Source organism: Saprospiraceae bacterium (genome assembly GCA_016716185.1).
GTDB lineage: Bacteria > Bacteroidota > Bacteroidia > Chitinophagales > Saprospiraceae > Vicinibacter.
In genome coordinates this window covers 1,491,846-1,513,339 of record JADJWV010000002.1, presented here as the reverse complement: position 1 = coordinate 1,513,339, position 21,494 = coordinate 1,491,846, and the positions used below count along the sequence as shown (strand labels likewise).

The window sequence follows — 21,494 nt, the reverse complement described above, 5'->3', positions numbered from 1 at the left end:
GGTTCTACTACCGTGACCTGGACCGTTACTTCTTCTTGTGAAGGGCCCGTTACCTGTTCCGCTTCCTTTACCGTAACGGCAGCTCCTCCTGTCGTCCTCAACTGCCCGGCCAACAATACCCAGGCAGCTTGTCAGACTCAGGCCGCTATTGATGCTGCTTACCACACCTGGCTCAACAGCACAACTTCTTAGGTGGTTGCAATGCAACGATTACCAATAATGGTTCCGGTGCACCTCCCGCTTGCGGGGGGTTCCACGACTGTGATCTGGACTGTGACTTCTTCCTGTGAAGGACCTGTGACCTGTTCTGCTTCGTTCACCGTTACTGCGGCTCCCGCTGTTTCTCTGACCTGTCCGGCCAACAATACGCAGGGATCTTGTCAGTCTCAGGCCGCAATCGATGCAGCATACACAGCCTGGTTAAACACGGCTACTTCTTCCGGTGGTTGCAATGCTGCTGTTTCCAATAATGGCGGTTCTGCTCCTCCTGCCTGCGGCGGATCTAAAACAGTTACCTGGACGGTTACTTCTTCCTGTGAAGGTCCGGTGACTTGTTCGGCTTCCTTTACCGTTACTACACCTCCGGCGGTTTCTTTGACCTGTCCGGCCAACAATACCCAGGTAGCTTGCCAAACTCAGTTGGCTATCGACGCGGCTTATACCGCATGGTTGAATGCTGCCACCTTCTCCGGTGGTTGTAATGCTGCCATCTCCAACAACGGAGGTGCGGCACCTTCTGCTTGTGGTGGCTCGAAAACAGTAACCTGGACCGTCACTTCTTCCTGTGAAGGGCCCGTGAGCTGTTCGGCTGTATTCTCGGTAAATGCAGCGCCGGCTGTCAACCTCACCTGTCCGGTCAATCAGACCCATACAGCTTGTCAATCGCAGGCCTCTGTGGATGCTGCCTTTACCAACTGGCTTACAACTGTTAGTTTCTCCGGCGGTTGCAATGCCGCGATCTCCAACAACAGTGCGGGTGCTCCTCCGGCTTGTGGTGGTTCTGTCACCGTGACCTGGACCGTCACTTCGACCTGTGAAGGACCCGTGACCTGCTCTGCTTCCTTTACCGTACCTGCAGCTCCGGCTGTCGTGCTCAATTGTCCCACGAACAGCACTCAGGCAGCTTGTCAATCGCAGGCTTCCATTGATGCTGCTTACAATACATGGCTAACTACCGTTAGTTTCTCCGGCGGTTGCAATGCCGACATCAGTAACAACGCCAGCGGCGCTCCTCCGGCTTGCGGGGGTTCTACGACTGTGATCTGGACCGTTACTTCTTCTTGTGCTGCTCCGGTCACCTGCTCCGCTTCATTTACCGTGACTGCAGCTCCGGCGGTGGTCCTCACTTGTCCGGTTAACAACACACAAGCGGCCTGTCAGAATCAGGCGGCTATTGATGCGGCCTATGCCACATGGCTTACGACCGTTAGTTTCTCCGGCGGTTGCAATGCAGCGATCTCCAATAATGCAGGACCTGCTCCTGCTGCTTGCGGAGGTTCCACGACTGTGACCTGGACCGTCACCTCTTCTTGTGCCGGACCCGTCACTTGTTCCGCTTCCTTTACCGTCACTGCTGCTCCGGCTGTCGTGCTCAATTGTCCGGCCAACAATACTCAGGCTTCCTGTCAGACACAAGCGGCTATCGATGCAGCTTATTCCGCATGGTTAAATGCTGCTACTTCTTCCGGTGGTTGCAATGCCGCTGTTTCCAATAATGGTACGGGTGCGCCTCCTGCTTGCGGTGGTTCTACTACCGTGACCTGGACCGTTACTTCTTCTTGTGAAGGGCCCGTTACCTGTTCCGCTTCCTTTACCGTAACGGCAGCTCCTCCTGTCGTCCTCAACTGCCCGGCCAACAATACCCAGGCAGCTTGTCAGACTCAGGCCGCTATTGATGCTGCTTACAACACCTGGCTCAACAGCACAACTTCTTCCGGTGGTTGCAATGCAACGATTACCAATAATGGTTCCGGTGCACCTCCCGCTTGCGGGGGTTCCACGACTGTGATCTGGACTGTGACTTCTTCCTGTGAAGGACCTGTGACCTGTTCTGCTTCGTTCACCGTTACTGCGGCTCCCGCTGTTTCTCTGACCTGTCCGGCCAACAATACGCAGGGATCTTGTCAGTCTCAGGCCGCAATCGATGCAGCATACACAGCCTGGTTAAACACGGCTACTTCTTCCGGTGGTTGCAATGCTGCTGTTTCCAATAATGGCGGTTCTGCTCCTCCTGCCTGCGGCGGATCTAAAACAGTTACCTGGACGGTTACTTCTTCCTGTGAAGGTCCGGTGACTTGTTCGGCTTCCTTTACCGTTACTACACCTCCGGCGGTTTCTTTGACCTGTCCGGCCAACAATACCCAGGTAGCTTGCCAAACTCAGTCGACTATCGACGCGGCTTATACCGCATGGTTGAATGCTGCCACCTTCTCCGGTGGTTGTAATGCTGCCATCTCCAACAACGGAGGTGCGGCACCTTCTGCTTGTGGTGGCTCGAAAACAGTAACCTGGACCGTCACTTCTTCCTGTGAAGGGCCCGTGAGCTGTTCGGCTGTGTTCTCGGTAAATGCAGCTCCGGCTGTCAACCTCACCTGTCCGGTCAATCAGACCCATACAGCTTGTCAATCGCAGGCCTCTGTGGATGCTGCCTTTACCAACTGGCTTACAACTGTTAGTTTCTCCGGCGGTTGCAATGCCGCGATCTCCAACAACAGTGCGGGTGCTCCTCCGGCTTGTGGTGGTTCTGTCACCGTGACCTGGACCGTCACTTCGACCTGTGAAGGACCCGTGACCTGCTCTGCTTCCTTTACCGTACCTGCAGCTCCGGCTGTCGTGCTCAATTGTCCCACGAACAGCACTCAGGCAGCTTGTCAATCGCAGGCTTCCATTGATGCTGCTTACAATACATGGCTAACTACCGTTAGTTTCTCCGGCGGTTGCAATGCCGACATCAGTAACAACGCCAGCGGCGCTCCTCCGGCTTGCGGGGGTTCTACGACTGTAATCTGGACTGTTACTTCTTCTTGTGCTGCTCCGGTCACCTGCTCCGCTTCATTTACCGTGACTGCAGCTCCGGCGGTGGTCCTCACTTGTCCGGTTAACAACACACAAGCGGCCTGTCAGAATCAGGCGGCTATTGATGCGGCCTATGCCACATGGCTTACGACCGTTAGTTTCTCCGGCGGTTGCAATGCAGCGATCTCCAATAATGCAGGACCTGCTCCTGCTGCTTGCGGAGGTTCCACGACTGTGACCTGGACCGTCACCTCTTCTTGTGCCGGACCCGTCACTTGTTCCGCTTCCTTTACCGTCACTGCTGCTCCGGCTGTCGTGCTCAATTGTCCGGCCAACAATACTCAGGCTTCCTGTCAGACACAAGCGGCTATCGATGCAGCTTATTCTGCATGGTTAAATGCTGCTACTTCTTCCGGTGGTTGCAATGCTGCTGTTTCCAATAATGGTACGGGTGCGCCTCCTGCCTGCGGTGGTTCTACTACCGTGACCTGGACCGTTACTTCTTCTTGTGAAGGGCCCGTCACTTGTTCCGCTTCCTTTACCGTAACGGCAGCTCTTCCTGTCGTCCTCAACTGCCCGGCAGATACAACTATTGCTTCCTGCCAGTCACAAGCACAAGTCGACGCCGCTTATGCTGCATGGTTGAATGCTGCGACTTCATCGGGTGGTTGTAATGCTACTATTTCAAACAATGGAGGATCTGCTCCGCCATATTGTGGTGGCTCGAAAACAGTAAGCTGGACCGTCACTTCAAGTTGTGAAGGACCTGTAACCTGTACTGCTGTATTCTCGGTAACAGCAACTGAAGATGTTGCTCTTGCCTGTGCGGTAAATAATACGCAAGCTGCATGTCAGACACAAACTGCCATAGATGCCGCATACTCCGCATGGTTGAATACCACTTCATTCTCGGGAGGTTGTAACGGATCTATTAGCCATAACGGAGGTTCCGCACCATCTGCCTGCGGCGGATCTAAAACAGTTACCTGGACGGTGAGCTCCACCTGTGAACCCGATGTGACCTGTTCAGCAGTATTTACCGTTACAGCACCATCTGCAGTTAATTTGACCTGTGCAGTAAATCAAACATTATCTAATTGTCCGGATCAGGCGACAGTGGATTCCACATTCAGTGCCTGGTTAAACACAGCAAGCTTTACCGGAGGATGCAATGCAGTTCTGAGCCATAATGGCGGAACAGCACCCTTAGCATGTGGTGGTGTAAAAACGGTAACCTGGACGGTTACTTCCACTTGCGAACCTCCCGTAACCTGTTCAGCTGTATTTACGGTGACTACTCCGAATCCGGTCAACCTTAAGTGTCCATCCCCTTCCGGAACGTCTGCTTATTGTTTAAGTCAGGTTCAGGTCGATAACTTCTTCCTGGATTGGCTGGATGATGCAGGAGCCACCGGAGGATGTAATGTAGAAGTAACCAACAACAATACCGGTGCCCCTTCAAAATGCGGTGGTACTAAAACGGTGACATTTACAGTAACCAGTTCCTGTGATGTGACCAAGACTTGTTCTTCTACATTTACGGTAAGCACCCAACCGCCTCCATCGATCACCTGTCCTCCGGCAGATACGATCCATTGCGATGAATCGCAATTGCCAACCAATACCGGGTTTGCAGTGGGTTCTGATTACTGTGGAAATGCTGTTGCACTTACTTACGACGATCAAATCATTCCTGGAAACTGTCCTGGAAATTATGTGATCAACAGAACATGGACGGCAACCGACAGTTGCAACAACATTGATTTCTGCAGTCAGAACATAACAGTTGTAGATACTGTTGAACCTGGTTTCAATGTACCTCCAAATCAAACTGTCTATACTCAACCCACACCAAGTGGAAATAAAGTATTGGTGAATTACGATTTCAATTCCGGATATTCATATGCATCCCTGCAACCTAAATTATATTCCGGAATTTATTCGAAAATTGATACTTCTTCTAATCCATTCCTGACGGTAAACGGTGTGGTCACCGGTGCCAATGCATTCGACCTTAATTCCATAGCCGGAAAAGGATTGAGTGTCAATAATTCAATGGTACCTGGTCACTGGCGCTTCAATTTATCGGGGCATAATTTGCCTGCATTTAGCGATTTTGAAGTTTATGTTCAGGCATATCGAAAAGGAAATGGCAGTGCGAACGATCTTTTAATGGAATACAGTACCAACGGTATAAACTGGACCCAGTTCAGTACAACAACATTGGTACAGGGCCAATGGATTGAATGCCTGGGGAACATTACGGGTGCCAACAATCCTGCAAATTTGTATATCCGGGTGTATTACACTGGCGGCAATAATCAGCAAACCAAGGAATTGCATATAGATAATTTCCAGGTCAGAGCAGACAATGGCGACATTCCCTGTAATTTTATCTACACTCCCGATGTTACAGGATACCCAACGGATGTAGAACATCCTTGCGATCCTAATCCTGCAGTATCCTATGTGGATTCTCTGGTTTTCGGTGAATGCGCCGGAACCCAAGTTTTCAGGACATGGACCGTTACGGATTTCTGTGGCAATTCATCCACAGGCAATAGTCCGCAAGTCATTTCTGTAATAGATTCTTCGGGGCCAGTGATTATTTGTCCATCTAATGATACTATTGTCAGAAAAGCAGATACCATGACCTGCCATTTCATTGTTCCAGACATTTCACTGGATGCTACAGCAATGGATGAATGTACAGATTCAAGCAGTATAATCAACAGCTGGAATAACAGTCATACATTATTGGGACAGGAATTCAATGTTGGATACCATACAATAACCTGGACTGCTACTGATGATTGCGGCAATACTTCCACATGTAAATATGTGTTGAATGTCTACGAAACTGAACCTCCTGTTGCAAAATGTAAAGACTTTAATATTTATCTGGATTCTTTGGGTCTATATAATTTGAAAATAGATAGCATCAACAACGGATCGACAGATAACTGCGGAATCAAATCAATGAAACTGAGCAGATATCTATTCGGTTGCGATGATTTACCAAAAAGAACAGTGATCCTGACGGTAACCGATTCTACCGGCTTATCGGATACCTGTACGGCAAACCTCAATATTATTGATACGATCAAACCTGTCATCGTTTGTAAGACTTACAATATTACCTTGCCTCCTGGTGGTGGATCCAAATACATCCACCCGGATAGCGTTTTGCTGATCAAGAAAGACAACTGCGGTATTAAAACCAAAGTAACCAATCCCGACAGCATCACTTGTAAGAGCCCGAAAAACACTACAGTAACGGTTACTGTAACGGATGTGAACGGCAACACTTCCACATGTCTTGCTACGGTTACCATCGCCAATTACGTAGACGCCGATTGCGATGGAGTCATCAATGTTTGCGATGTGTGTCCGAACGGAGACGATTCGGTCGATAACAATGGCGATGGATTGCCCGATTGTAAATATCCTCCACCGTTCAAACAGATCAAGGCTTCCTGGAAATGTGGAACCAATCCAAACAGGGTATACATTGCGGAAATTGGAGGCAATGGGGTGTGTACCACCCGATGCGTCAGGTATGCCGACTTTGTTAACAACCAGGGACCCAATCAATTCCTTGGACCTTGTGTGTCCTGTCCTGAATTGTTGACGGGTGGAAATAACGGAGATATCCCTGGCGACAAAGAAGGAGATTTATTGATTCAGGAACCCGACGTTCTTTCAAACAGAGAAGGATTCAGGATCATTCCAAATCCGAATCATGGTATTTTTGAACTGATCTTTAATCAAACCATAAAAGAAGGATCTGTAAAAATTTACAATTTGTTGGGAGAAGAAGTTTGGAAAATGCAAATAGATAGTGAAACCGATATTGTTCAGATACAAAGCCATTCATTCAGACAAAAAGCTCCAGGTGTTTATCGCGTGGTTGTGAATAATGGCGCTGCCAAATCGGTTCAGTCATTGATTATTTTGCAGTAATATAGAATTCAGATCAAAAAAAAATGCTCAATGAAACAGAATCATTGAGCATTTTTATTTGGTTGAATAATTTGATCTATATACATTTCGACTTTTCGACATTTAAATTTTGAATTGGTCGTTTTGGCATTAGTCAGGATTCTTGATATTTATAATTATTTGCTACAATAATCAAGACAAATCATTAATCTTATTTTTTATTCTAAGAAGCATTGGATTCAGGGATATGTGGTTTGATATTTAATCTCAGAGCCTGATCGTAGAACAAATAGCTCCAAACCCAATTCACAAACACAACGATTCTGTTCCGTATTCCGACCAAAAAATAGATATGGATGAATAGCCATAAGAGCCAGGCAATAAAACCCTGTACGTGAAATTTTCCAAAATCAAATACTGCTTTATTTCTTCCGATGGTGGCCATTTGACCTTTATCCCTGTAATGGAACGGATTCAATTGCTTACCAAGGTGCTGCGCATTCAAATACTTTGCTAAAAACCTGGCTTGTTGCATTGCCACAGGAGCCAGTGCAGGAAGACCGTTCGGGAATGAATCAGAAATCATATAAGCAGCATCACCAATAGAGTAGATATCCGGATGATCAATAACACGACAGAATTGGTCAACCGTTAACCTTCCATCCGGAGCATAAACATGCACTGGAAGCCCCGGAACAACGATTGCCTTAACTCCAGCAGCCCAAATTATTTTTTTTCCGGGTATAAATTCCCGATCACTCAGTAAAACGCCATTATCGCGAATATCCGTTACTAATTTATTTAAATGCACATGCACACCCATTTTTTCTAAACATTTAAGTGCATATTCAGATGAGCTCGCAGACATGTTAGCCAAAAGGCGATTTCCGTTTTGGATAAGATGTATATCAATTAAGTTTGTATTTAAATCCGGATAATCTTTTGGAATGATATGCTTTTTCATTTCCGCAAGTGAACCGGCCAATTCTACACCCGTTGGCCCACCCCCCACGATGATGATATCGAGTAGTTGATCCTTCAATGCATTTTCCTTTTCCAAAACTGCCTTTTCCAGATCTTCCAGAATGCGATTCCTCAAGTAAAGGGCTTCAGAAACCGATTTAAGTGGAATTGAATTTAACTTTAAGTCTTGCCTCCCAAAATAATTCGTTGAATTGCCGGTGGCAATCACCAGGTAGTCGTATCCCAATTCTCCAATATCCGCAACGATCATTTTTGAACTTACATCAATCTTTAACACATCAGCGACCCGAATAAAAACATCATCTTTATTTCTAAAATTCTTGCGAAGTGGAAAACAAATCGAGCTGGGCTCCAGTCCCGACATGGCAACCTGGTAAAACAAAGGCTGAAACTGGTGAAAGTTATTTTTATCAATTAAAACGACCTGATAATATTTTACATTTAAATTCTGCGCCAGGATAAAACCACCAAATCCTGCTCCTATGATGACTATTCTTTTTTTCTCTGTATCCGGTATGTTAAATGCCATGATGTAATTTATTATAACTTTACGTCTGCCAGAGTAACAATTATTCCCTACAAATAGCTTAGAATTTAAATACATTAACAAATGGAGCCGTTTAAAAATGCATTTCAAAACATCGCTGAGCGATTTATGCGCTACACAAGAATAGACACACAATCAAATCCATTTTCTGATACCGTGCCTTCCACAGCCAAACAACTCGATCTTTCCAAATTACTGGTTGAAGAATTAACTCATGCCGGAATAAAAGACGTAGAATTGGATGAATTTGGTTATGTGTATGCTACCTTGCCGGCAACCAGCAACAAAGACATACCGGTCATATGTTTTTGTGCCCACGTGGATACAGCTCCGGACTGCAGCGGTAGTCAGGTTAAACCAATTCTTCACCTGAATTACCAGCTCCAGGATCTCTTGCTGCCCGATGATCCAACCTTACAAATAAGTCCAAAAGAATTTCCGGAACTCCTCACTAAATCCGGAGAAGACATCATCACTGCTAGCGGACTGACTTTATTGGGAGCTGATGACAAAGCAGGAGTAGCCGCCATCATGGAAGCCGCTTTGTATTTACATCATCATCCTGAAATAGCCCATGGAAAGATCAGGTTACTATTTACTCCTGATGAAGAAATTGGAAGAGGGGTCAATCACGTGAGTATTCCAAAGCTCGGAGCCCATTTTGGATATACTTTGGATGGTGGAGAATTGGGAAGTCTTGAAGATGAAACATTTTCTGCCGATGCGGTGATCATTAAAATTACCGGAGTTAGTACACATCCTGGATATGCAAAAAATAAAATGGAGAATGCAATTAAAATTGCCGCCGACATTGTTGCTGCATTACCACTTGAACATTTAATCCCTGAAAAAACTTCAGGCATGCAAGGCTTTGTTCATCCAGTGAAAGTGGACTCAGAGCTCGAACAGGCAACTTTGCATTTTATCATACGGGATTTTGAAACATCCCAGCTGGCAGTTCACGAGGATTATTTGAAAAAAGTGGTTGACAGGGTATTGAATAAATATCCAAACAGCAGTTATACCTTTACTATAAGTGAACAGTACAGGAATATGAAAGAAATTCTTTCCATAAACTCCCGCTCCGTCGATTTTGCAGAGCAGGCTATCGGCGAAGCCGGATTGGATCTTCTCAAAGGGTCTATCAGGGGAGGAACCGATGGAAGCAGGTTGAGCTTTATGGGCTTGCCTTGTCCCAACTTATTTGCGGGAGAACACGGGATCCATTCTAAAAAAGAGTGGGTATCAGTCCAGGACATGCAAAAAGCAGCTGAAGTTATCGTAAGAATCTGTCAGATAAGTGAACGATATGCCTGATTCCACGATTGTACCGGTATTCCCTTTGCCCATAGTTGTTTTTCCTAATGAAGAATTAAGATTGCATATATATGAACCCCGATACAAACAACTTATAAAAGATTGCTCGGAGCAAAATTTGGTATTTGGAATTCTTACCCTCCTTGAAAACAGGATGATGCCCGTAGGCTGTCTGGTTCAGCTGACAGAAATCAGCAAACTATACAAAGATGGAAGGTCTGATGTGAGATTGCAAAGTTTGGCAAAATTTGAAATGCAACGTTACATGGAGAAACTTGATCACAAACTTTACCCGGGTGCCGAAATATTCACAGCGGCTGAATTGGAAACCGGAGATCATGAAATGACCAGCCAAGTTAAAGAATTATTTGATGAGCTATGCGAACTAAACAGAGTCCAGCCATATCGTTCAATCCAATGGGATCAATTAAAAAGCTACGACCTCGGACATTTTGTGGGATTTGATATAACGCAGGAATACCATTTTTTAAGTTTGGAATCGGAAAACGAACGATTGAGTTTACTCATCAACCAAATTGGAATCATGATCGAACATAGTCGTCTGAGATCAAACTGGATAAAAAATATCCATATGAATGGAGAATTCAGAGATTTCAGATCAGAGGAATGGAAATAAATCGCAGTGATTTAAAACGTCGAACTAAAAATCAAGATTTAAGGAAATGAAATGCGAATACAATCCTACTCCACTATTTGCAACATTGGTCATTGCATAATCCAATGTTATTTTTCCTAAGTGCAAACCTATGCCCGCTGAAGGCTCAAAAGAGAAATCTCGTCTATTTGGCTCATCATCTTTTAATACATTTTGAAAATTACCAAAACCGAAACGTAAAAAGATTTTATTAAGATATGCCAATTCCCAGGCTATTGAAGGATCCACAACAAATTTCTGCGTTGAAATTAATGCAGCTTCGCGTCCATCTGAAGAAAACTGCAGATCAGCGGAACTCAATAACTGAAAAGATTTCGAAAAATTAAATCGGTAAGAAAAACCGGAAACTAATTTTGGCAAAGTATATTCAACTGAACGAACAGGTATATTGTTATTGGTTTGTTGCAAAATGGCTTTCTCTTCATTGGTAAAACTAAATTTGTATGCATTAAATGTAGTAGTTATGTCCCGACCCATTAAAGCCATAGAAAAATTATTACGATTATAATAAACTGCAGCATCAAATCCGAAACCCCAGGCATTGGCGAAGGAACCAAAATTTCGATGAATCATTTTGGCATTTATTCCAAATGACCAATTTGGGTTTGAGAGTTTGCGCCCATAAGACAGCAGAAATGCATAATCCGATACACTGAATTCCTCTATTTTACTGTAATCAATGCTACCATCGGGAGCGCGAAGCCTAAGTGTATTCGGTATTTTATCAATAGCCATTCTGATCAGGCTTATGGATCCGTAACTTTTAAATTCATTGTCGAGACTTTTACCAAAAGAAATATAGTCATAACTGCCAATGCCCGAAAACCACTCGGCATGTTGTGCGCTTACCTGGAAGCCGGATGGATTGAAAGGCATGGAAGCTGGATTCCAGTAAGCTGCCTGGATGGTGGTCGTATTGGATGAAACTGCTCCGGCCATTGCCATTCCGCGCGCTCCGATACCGATGTTCAAGAAATCGTTGCTGAATTTGGGAGCTTGTCCTTTGATCAGGCTGTTTCCGAATGATACCGCTATTATGATCAGGTAAATCCTCATGTTAAGGTTCTCAAAATGCAAATATATGATAAATATTTGTAATATGTTGTAGTTCTCAAAATTAATCCCCGATTGAAATTAAGGGATGAGCCAGAACCCGTTATTGAACATCAAACAATTAACATTCCGATCCCTTTTCCTGTAAAATAAATTTTACTCCACAGTGAGATCGTTCGAATGTCTGCTGCTGAAATCTATGCGCATGGAATTGCCGCGATCGTCGCTGATGGATAATTTGTGTTTTCCCCTGGGTAGCGTCCAGGGGAGTTCGTGATTGGATTTAGTATTACCGATGTAGGTTCCGTCCAGAAACCAGAACAAAGTGGCCTGCGCTTCTTTGTGGGTGGCTTTAAAAATAATTTTATTTCTGTTGCGATCCAAATCGACCGGAAGGTAGACCAGACTCCCGTGTATCGGATATATAATCTCTAATTCTGTTCCTTTGACCAGCTGGTTCGAACAATCACTTCTCCAGGGTGGAATTTCCTTGTATTCCGCAGGTCTGTTTTTATAGAAATAGCTCACAACTGGATTAAATGAAAAAACTATTTGAGGCCGGGCTTCCGGTTCACAATCTTTGGTCACTCGGTGCTGACCTGTCGGATCGACATAAATCAATTTGTGGTAATTGCATAATCCAAAAGAAATGGAATTATTCGAACAAAGTATTGTGTCGGGCTCCGGGCAAAATTGCGACAATTCCAATCCGCTTTGTTTACAGACTACTTGCGGGTGCATCTGATCCACTGGAGCCTTCCATTCCACGTGCATTTTCAAAGAATTTGCTAGATCAAACAACAAAGGTGCGGCCGTATGCAGTCCCAGCAAACCAGGCCTTCCTAATCCGTTTGAATTTCCTTGCCAAACTACAATCGTGTAATCCCCGGAAAGCCCTACACACCATGCATCCTTAAATCCAAAAGAAGTTCCAGTTTTCCAGGATATGTTTTTTGAAGAATTAAGATGAGCATAAGTCAAGTCGCCTGCTGCTTCGGGACTACCCTTCATCATTTCCAACATCTGGTACACCGAACCTATTTTCAATACGTCGCGGTGAAATTCAGAACTTGTCTGAGTTTCCGATTGCTCAAGCAAACTCAGGTTTTTTCTAAATATCCGTTTTCTTTTATCTGGTTCATTTTGATATTGAATAAATTGAAACACAAGGTTGGAATAAGCATTTGCCAGTTCCCAAACAGAAACTTCACCCCCACCCAAAACCAGGCTTAAACCATAATGGTCAGGAGATTTGGTAAAAGAAGTAAAGCCTAGCTTATGCAATTGCTCGTGAAATCTGAACAAACCGTATTCTTTCAGCAAACGAACTGCAGGAATGTTTAAAGACCATTGCAATGCCTGCTTTGCCGTAACCATTCCATAAAAAGTTTTTGAAAAATTTTCCGGAGTGTAATCGCCGTAGCTTGTTGGTATGTCCGGCATCAGTTTATGGCTGTGGATGAGCCCCAGATCTATAGCTGAAGCATACAATAATGGTTTTAGAATGCTTCCTGAACTTCGAAGTGCATGGATGTTATTGACCATTGAATTTTCTACGGGCACACCGATATCGGGTGTGTTGGGTATGTAGCATTTTACTTTTCCTGAATGGTTTTCGACTACCAACACCGCTGTGTTATGAATTTCATTGCCCCGTAAAATTTTGCAATGGTATTTGACAATTTCGTTCAGCTGAATTTGCAAATTCAAATCCACACTGGTCTGAAAGTGATGCTGGCCTGGATATTTATTTTTTAAAACATCGATCAAGCCCATAGCCATCTGTGGGATCTCGTGCATACCTTCTGGCAATGGTTCGAGTATAGCAAGTTGATAATTTTCCTGATCCAGCATTTGCTGATCGCTTAACATTTTAAGCAATCTGTTCCTTTTTTGCAACAACAAAGGCCTGTTCTTTTTCAAATGCAACCAGGATGGTTGATTAGGCAGGACGGCTAACAAAGCAGCTTCTGCCCAGGTGATTTCTCTGTGCGTCTTTTCAAAATACCTCCAAAGCGCTGCATCGAATCCTACCACGTTTCCTCCATAGGGCGCAAAGCTTGCGTACAGGCACAGTATTTCGTATTTTGAATATTTCAATTCCAATCCCAGTGCATACCAGGTTTCAATAATTTTCGAAAACAAATTCCTGTTTTGATGTTTACAAAGCAAACGTGCCAATTGCATGGTGATGGTAGAACCACCACTCTTAATACTTCCTGTTTTAACATTATCGTAAAACGCCCGTGAAAGTGCAATGATGTCCACACCAGGATGCCAGTTAAATCTTTTATCTTCAAAATATTTTAAGCAAGTAATATAATTCGTCGGTAATTGATTTACAGGCGGAAAGCGCCATTGGCCGTCAGCGCTTATCCGGGCACCCATTAAATGGTGGTCTTTGTCATAAACAACAATTGAGTATTGTTGCTTTTTCATCAGCGCATTTACAGCAAATACGGATATTAAAAGACATCCGGCGAGTATAGCTACTGCCGTTATCCCGAATTTCCAAAGATAGGATTTACCTCTTCTGTATTTCAAAAACTGGTGTACTGATCCTGGCATAAACAGATGGGTCATACATGGATTCACAGGTAATCAGTGGTGTCGCAAATTTTCCCGCAAAACTGGCATGCAAAGGGAATTTGAGACGCAAAGGTTTTCCCGATTGAAGATTAAAATAAGTTTTCACCTGGTTGTCGCGAAAATCCTGATAATCCACCCCGATCGGCGTTGCATTCTGTCCTCCGATGCGCTCATTGATTACTTCAAACGTACTGGGAAAATTAACTGTAAGTGCAATATTCTTCATGGTTCCATTGTAGTTCGTAAGCTGTACTTCAATGATGGCCTCTAACTGATCCCCGGTTTTCATAAGTCCTATATGGCCGGATTGATTTCTCATTTCACTTGTAATTTGAATTCCCCTCATTTCTTTTACATTTTCCATCAATGGCTCCACACCGGATTGAATAATATTCACAGACAATGGGATTCCCGAAGAATTCGCAAATAAAAGTTTATCTCCATTTCCATATTTTAGTTCCTTTGAATAATAACTCGAGGACATTTCATGCTTTTCCAATGTACCCAGCCACTGGTATTCAAATCTCACAGGGCTTGCTAATTTTTTTCCATATAAATTGGCCACTGCCTGCATCACAAAAGAAAGCTCCTGAGTGCTCATCTGATCCATATTTACGCCTGCGTTTGAAATTTTTTCGAGCAATCCAAAAGCGATTTGTTTCTTCCCCATCAAGCTAAAAATCTGTGCCAAAGCTGCTTCATCCCGGATTGCAGATCCAAAGCTCTCTTCATACTCGCGATAACTATGAATTACCGGAGCCTGTTCTGGCAACAAATTCGATGCCACGTCGTGTTTGCCACTTAAATAAAACGCACCGGCCAGAAACCCTGATGCCATAACATTTCTTTCTTTGAGTTGATACAGAACATTCATGGCAGCGTATGCAGGTTTTCCGTATAAGGCCAGTGTATAAAGTTTATATGCAAGTGCTTTCTGTTTCCAGGGATAGGAGATTAAATCCTTGGATTCGATTTTATTTAATGTGGTCAGCTGATACCGATACCATTTGTCAAGCATATCGGCCGGAATCTGATATCCGGAATTTTTAGCTGTGATCATAAAATGCCCTGCATAAGTAGTATTCCAATCGCTGATATCCGTTAATCCGGGCCAATAACTAAATCCACCGTTTGGCTGTTGAAACCTGCGCAATTTATCCATGCCTACTTTTATATGAGTAATTATTTTACTCTTTTCTTCCGCATTTAACTCCTGTAAAGATTGAAGTAAACTTTGAGGAAAAAGCGCAGATAGTGTTTGCTCCAAACATCCGTGTGGATATTGAATTAATTTTTCTTTGAGTTGGGTCAGTGAAATATTTTTTAAAGTCGATACTTCCAAATGAATTTTACCTGTGCCTGTCATCCCATAGGGTTCGAAGCGTTGATTAATCGACTTCCCTGCTTCGATCCAGTAGCTGGTATATTTCTGGGTAACCGGATTAGGATTTTCCACGAAAATCCCAATTTCGTGCTTAGCGACAATTCCGTTGGATTCTGCTTTAACTTTAAAAAAAGCAGGTCCCAATTTTTCTTTTGCACGAACATTGAAAAAATGAACATACTCCCCTACTTTATCTATTTTCAGTACTTTAGATGCAGGGTCTATGATTTGCACCGGTCCTTCCGCATCAAGAACTAAGTTGATCGATTTGATTTTTGGATCCGATACAAAAAGGGTAACTGGTACACTTAACTGATCCTTATAAGTGAGAGATCTGGGTAAACTCATTTGCACCATCATTTCTTTTTTGACCGGGACACTTTTCTCAGCAGAGCCTGCAGCCTGCAGGTTATTGGCAATTACCATAAACCGCACAGCACCCGTATAGTTTTCGATTTTAAAAGTATGTTTGTTTTTTTTGCCCTTTTCCAAGACATGAGGACCAGATGCTAAAAGTACCGGTTTAAATCTTTTGATGTTATTCAATTCCCTGGTAGAAATAGCCATATCACCGCCAATGCTGAATACTTTTTCAATTTCACCATCAAGATTGCCGATCACAGCATCAAAATTATCCCAACTCATCAAGGCCAATGCTTCCTTCGCCATCAAATCATCGTATGGTTGCGGAGTCTTAAACCGGGTTAAATTGAGCAAGCCTTCATCGACAATAAATAATTGATAGACACAGGGTCTTGATGACTCCTCGCCAATTTCCACAACGAAACTTTCATCGGGCTTGATGACATCGGGAACGTCCATTTTTGGAATCAATTTTTTATTTATATCCACAATGTTTAATGGGATAATCCCATACAGCCGCAGCGGCAAATCATTTTTCTTGTTGTGGCAAGCCTGGACAAAGCTTACATCGACATAAACATTCGGCGCCATGCCGGATTCTAGCGGCAATGCATACATGGTTTGAGTCGCAGCAGCAGCAAGGAGTTCCGACTTTACAATTCGATTTCCTTTGATCACATTGATCGTGTATGCGCCTGCTGGTGCACCTGGAAGTGCAATTTGTGCGGTCTCACCTGTTTGATACGATTCCTTATCAGCTTTAAAACTAAGGATATTCGCAAAATTTTTGGAACGGTCATCAGCGGGCCACCCTGTATAAAAATAGTCCCCGGTCTGATATAAATTATTTTTATGAATTACTTTGATATAATATCGATCGTAATCATCGACTTTCAGGTTGAATAATGCAATTCCATTCTTATCTGTTTTCAGATTCTCAGTCTTAATTCTTGTTTTAAAATTAGCAGTCTGGTAATAACTGGGAAATCCCGTTCTCATTTCATACCACCACTCATGGCTAACTTTATACAATTCGGCCGTTACCATCCGCTCAGCTACTGGTTTACCAGCAGCATTTACCACAACAATTCTGACATCCTGGTTTTTTCCCCGCTCGAGACTTTTATAACCATAGGGTCCATCCGGAATTTTGATCCCCACATATTCTTCAAACATTTGGATGTTCATCGGATAATAATCTGTATTGAGTACACCTGAAGATTCGGTAATCAACGTAGTCAAATTTCCTTTGACATCTCCAGTATTTTGCTCCAAAGGTAATTCTATATTCCTTCCCGTATATCTGCCTTGCTCATCCAGGCTTCCTTCATACAATTCCAATTCACCATCCGATAAGCGTACTTCAGGATCGATAAAATGGAATTCACGATATTTTTCAAAATAAGGTTCAACGAGTTTATATTTTAATTTGATCTGAGTCTTGAGCCCTGCAGCAACCTGTCCGTGCAACCACAAGGCCTGCATGTTTATGCCTTTTTTCAACAGATTATAATTCAACTTTTCAGGATGGCCCCAATTCACTTTTACATTATTGGGTTTGATGGTTTCGATCATCAGATTTTTTACAAGTTCAATTTGACCCGCCTGAATTTTGGCAACGTAATTTCCCGTGATGTCATTGGGAGCAAGTGGAATTTTGAATGCATATAATCCCTGGACGTGGGTGGACAGCGAGCTGTTGAAGACCACTTTTCCGTTTGGATTGGTTAAACTTAATTGAAGAGGAAATTTTTGCTCCAATGCTTGATCGGAAAACAAAATTGCATTTAAATGAATGGTATCACCCGGCCTCCAAACTCCTCTTTCGGTATATACCGAAAGTTTCATTCCATCTTTGCTTAGTACACCTTCTGTTTCAAATTCGGATTGCGACATGGATTTTCCCGCCTCCAAAGCGAGGTATGCATACTGTTTATTCCATTCGGCGATGGCATACATAGTTCTACCTGCAATCTCGATAGACATTTTTCCATCTCCTGCTGTTTTCCCCTGGCCTATCAATTGCAGCTGCCGATCGTAAATTTTTACCTGTACGCCACTTAGTGGATTTCCAGATTGAAGATCGTAAGCAAATGCATAACACGGACCGTTTGTTCCTGTAGATTTAACCGCTATACCAAGATTAGAAGCATACAAGGTTCTCTTAGCATAATGTTCGCTGTAGTAATAACTCAGACTACAGGGGTCATCTGCTGAACCATAGTCATAACCGGCTTCATAATCGTAATATGGATAATCCCTCCAGATGGATTTTAGATCGGGATCGCCTGAATCATCGGTAAAAAAATAATCCGGAATTTCAGGCAGGCCATTAGCACAAAGATAATCCGTATAACCAGGTCGAAAGCTCAATCTCAATTGATACATGGCTCCCGGTTCAGTTTCTATCAACTTACTCAAATCCAGCCCATATCGCTTCCACGAGTTTTTATTAGAACCTGGAGATAAGTTCTCCAACTTAATGGTTTGTTGTTTTATGACTCGCCCCAACCTTACCAGATTATAATTGTCGTCTTGTTTGCTGAAGTTCAAATGCATGTCGTAAAGAACATTATTCTGAAAAATTTTAAAAACTTCGACATCAATAGCATTCAGGTTGACAGCCTCAAAAGGCATAATCACTTTTTCGCTGAAAGGAAGTACGGTACCTTCGGATACAAATCGAATTTGAGGTTTCATTTCAACCAGTGTATAAGGCAATAGCTGATCATCACCCAAATCTTTTCCTGAAGCTGCTTTAAGCAATTTTAAAATTTTGATATTTCCCATCACAGGCCAATCGGCCTCTGATAGATCAATTCGAATATTATCAATGTCTTTCACTAGTATAGGAGAATGATTCGCCGTGTCTATCTGTACCAATCCTTCGACGTCCTGAACCGGATCCAGCATACTGGAAAAATATACCTGGTATGCACTAAGTTCTGAATCCAATCTTTCCATTCCTGTAATTGTGAATTCACTTTTTGAAGGAATTCTAAAAATATGTGTAAGGATATCATTTTGCTGACCTGCTCCAGTTAGTTGAATGCCGATCTGCACGTCGTATGGTTGCTCTGATTTGGGAATACCTCCAATGACCAGTATGTTTATTTTTGAATCAGATTCAGAGGGCATTATTTCAATACTTACATCTGTGGTATTTGGACCACTAACGCGAATCATTTTTCTGATGTCTTCGACATCCAAATCAGCATTGATCTCCAGGTTCGATTCGATATACATCATGTTAGTATCTCTTTGGTCAACTCTTGGGAAACCCCATTTTACTCTGGCGCTTAAAGGAGCAAAGTGAAAGCGGAAACCGGCTATCCTGAGCTCATTTTTTATTTCCGGAAAAATAGTTTTAAGATCCGCAACAATTGTATAATCCTGAATAGCCCGAGGAATATCTCCTTTAGGCCGGAATTCAATTCGCGAAGTACCTGACCAGATAAATTCACCCTTGAGAAGCGGTTGAATTTTAAAAACACGATGGTCTGGTTTGCTGCCAATTTTGCTTTCGCTCACTACCGGTTGTGTAAATTCGATAACAAATGACTCACCCCGCTCAAGCTGACCGGGAGAATATCCTGCTATGTATTCCTTATACAAATGGTTGTTCTCTGCAACCCAAAGTATTTGCTCCTTTTTACAAGCGATAAAGATTAAACTGAACAACAAAAGACTGCTCCAATTTTTAAAATACATAAGTTTTTCCGGATTATACGTTTGACAAATGCATGACTAATTCTAAATATAGATCTTCTTCACGTGCCGCACCCGACAAGTATCCTTTAGATTTTAAATCGTATTGCTTTAATAATCCAATAGATTGTTCAAGTGATTGCATGGAATATTTTGATGATGCTTCCCTATATTCTTTAAGGAAGGACTTAAAAGGCAATTTGACTATTTTATTTAACTCATCATCGTCCAATTTGCTGTAAGTTTTGGTGAGCCATATCCGTTGGTAATGATTAAAAAGAGCACCAATGGTCATAACCAAAGGATGGGATTTGAGCTGATTCGCCATGTTTCTGGCAATCCAATAGGATCGCGATTTATCCCGAAAACTTAAAGCCTTTTGAAGTTCAAACACATTAAAATCTTTACTGATTCCTATAAATTTCACAACAATTTGCTCGTCAATTTTCTGCCCTGCATTTAGAATAATTTTCAATTTGCCCAATTCATTGTAATAAGTACCCAGATCATTTCCGATGTATTCAAGCAAAAGGTATAAGGCCTTATCCTCAATCTCCAATTTCATATCACTGATCATGGACTTTACAAATGCAGGCAATTGATAGTCACTCAATGATTTAAATTCAACATAAGCACTGTGCTCTTTCGCTTCTTTCATCCAGCCTGACCTTCCATCCGGTTTTTTTGCAAACATCAAAACCAGCAAACACTGAGGATTAGGCTTTTTCATAAAAGGAGTCATCAATTCCAAATTTTTCAGATCCTGAGCATCTTTTACCAGGACCAGTTTTCTTTCGGACATGAAAGGATATTCTCTTGCCAGGTCTATTAAAGCCTGGGTCGTCAAGTCCTTACCATAGACCACGATTTGATTGAAGTCTTTTTGCTCCGGAGCTATAAAATCATTGAGCAAGGCCTGACTGATGGCATCGCTAAAAAACGTTTCTTCTGAATAGATCAGATAAAAAGGTTTAAATTTTGATTGGTTGATTTCTTTGATCAGTTGCTTATAATCCATGTTAACATTTGGTCTTGTAAAGTTAATTCTGCCGGGGTTATCTTTAAGCCTAATTTTAAACGGAAAATGGGAGAAAAACTGATTTTAATAACGAATGACGACGGAATTTTCGCTCCGGGTTTGCATGCATTAATTCAAATCGCAAAACCTTTCGGCAGAGTTGTCGTGATAGCCCCAAACAGTCCACAATCCGGCATGGGCCATGCAATCACCATTCATCAGCCCATTCGCCTTCATAAATTAAAGGATTTCGAAGATGTGGAAGCGTATGAATGTTCAGGAACACCCGTTGATTGTGTAAAACTGGCTAAAAATGTCATCTTAAAGGACGAAAAAATAGATATTTGTTTATCTGGCATCAACCACGGATCAAATGCATCGATCAACATTATATATTCAGGGACGATGTCTGCAGCTATGGAGGCATCCTTGGAAGGGATCCCTTCAATCGGATTTTCATTACTCGACTATTCGTTTGAAGCGGACTTTCAGGCCTGCGAAAGTTTTATCAGGGACATTTTGATAAAAGCCCTGCAAACCGGTATTTATAATTGTAATTTATTGAGTGTCAATATTCCTAAACTCGAAAAAAGCCAGATAAAAGGAATTAAAGTATGCAAACAGGCTGAAGGAAGGTGGGACGAAGAATTCAAAGAATCCAAAGACCCGCGTGGCGAAAGTTATTATTGGCTGACCGGCAAGTTTGTTGCCCCTGAACCTCAACCCGATACAGATATCTGGGCGCTCAACAATGGCTACATCAGTATTGTTCCATCGGGTCATGATCTTACCGTATACCCAGCGATTCCCGAAAACAAACATTTTGAACTCTCACAAGATCACATGAACACTGTAACCGAACATTTGTAAGTTTATATTTAATAAAACGTATTGCTTA

Annotated in this window: 10 protein-coding genes; 5 read left to right on the top strand and 5 right to left on the bottom strand. The window is 42.8% G+C overall.

What is annotated here, in order from left to right:
- Positions 1 to 12 precede the first annotated feature (12 nt).
- Both IPM34_07790 and IPM34_07785 read left to right on the top strand, forming a co-directional pair.
- Positions 13 to 192 carry a hypothetical protein gene (locus tag IPM34_07790; protein MBK8955440.1) on the top strand — a complete coding sequence of 60 codons (180 nt, stop codon included), beginning with the start codon at positions 13 to 15 and terminating at the stop codon, positions 190 to 192.
- A 9-nt stretch (positions 193 to 201) separates the two neighbouring features.
- Entirely contained in the window at positions 202 to 6,978 is a 6,777-nt protein-coding gene (locus tag IPM34_07785; GenBank protein MBK8955439.1) for a T9SS type A sorting domain-containing protein, read from the top strand.
- A gap of 202 nt (positions 6,979 to 7,180) precedes the next feature.
- On the opposite strand, the gene IPM34_07780 is transcribed toward IPM34_07785, so the two are convergent.
- A complete protein-coding gene (locus IPM34_07780; protein ID MBK8955438.1) occupies positions 7,181 to 8,470 on the bottom strand; it encodes an NAD(P)/FAD-dependent oxidoreductase in 1,290 nt (429 codons plus the stop codon).
- A gap of 81 nt (positions 8,471 to 8,551) precedes the next feature.
- Between IPM34_07780 and pepT the strand changes: the two genes are divergently transcribed.
- Positions 8,552 to 9,805: a peptidase T gene (gene pepT, locus IPM34_07775; protein MBK8955437.1), complete on the top strand. Its 1,254-nt coding sequence runs from the start codon at positions 8,552 to 8,554 to the stop codon at positions 9,803 to 9,805.
- The gene (locus tag IPM34_07770; protein ID MBK8955436.1) at positions 9,798 to 10,442 is read left to right on the top strand and encodes an LON peptidase substrate-binding domain-containing protein; all 645 of its coding nucleotides are present in this window, start codon (positions 9,798 to 9,800) and stop codon (positions 10,440 to 10,442) included. Before pepT ends, IPM34_07770 begins: the two co-directional genes overlap by 8 nt.
- A 24-nt stretch (positions 10,443 to 10,466) precedes the next feature.
- Here IPM34_07770 and IPM34_07765 read toward each other — a convergent pair whose 3' ends face one another.
- From IPM34_07765 to holA, 4 genes are all read right to left on the bottom strand, one after another.
- On the bottom strand, positions 10,467 to 11,537 hold the full coding sequence (locus tag IPM34_07765) for a PorV/PorQ family protein (GenBank protein MBK8955435.1): 1,071 nt from the start codon (positions 11,535 to 11,537) through the stop codon (positions 10,467 to 10,469).
- A gap of 153 nt (positions 11,538 to 11,690) precedes the next feature.
- Positions 11,691 to 14,102: a penicillin-binding protein 1C gene (gene pbpC / locus IPM34_07760; protein ID MBK8955434.1), complete on the bottom strand. Its 2,412-nt coding sequence runs from the start codon at positions 14,100 to 14,102 to the stop codon at positions 11,691 to 11,693.
- Positions 14,059 to 19,581, bottom strand: a complete 5,523-nt coding sequence (locus IPM34_07755; GenBank protein ID MBK8955433.1) for a hypothetical protein — start codon at positions 19,579 to 19,581, stop codon at positions 14,059 to 14,061. Before IPM34_07755 ends, pbpC begins: the two co-directional genes overlap by 44 nt.
- Positions 19,582 to 19,594: 13 nt before the next feature.
- The gene (holA, locus tag IPM34_07750) at positions 19,595 to 20,596 is read right to left on the bottom strand and encodes a DNA polymerase III subunit delta (GenBank protein MBK8955432.1); all 1,002 of its coding nucleotides are present in this window, start codon (positions 20,594 to 20,596) and stop codon (positions 19,595 to 19,597) included.
- Positions 20,597 to 20,662: 66 nt separating this feature from the next.
- On the opposite strand from holA, the gene surE reads away from it, so the two are divergent.
- Positions 20,663 to 21,466 (top strand): 5'/3'-nucleotidase SurE, encoded by an 804-nt coding sequence (gene surE / locus IPM34_07745; GenBank protein MBK8955431.1) that lies wholly within the window; start codon positions 20,663 to 20,665, stop codon positions 21,464 to 21,466.
- The last annotated feature ends 28 nt before the right edge of the window (positions 21,467 to 21,494 follow it).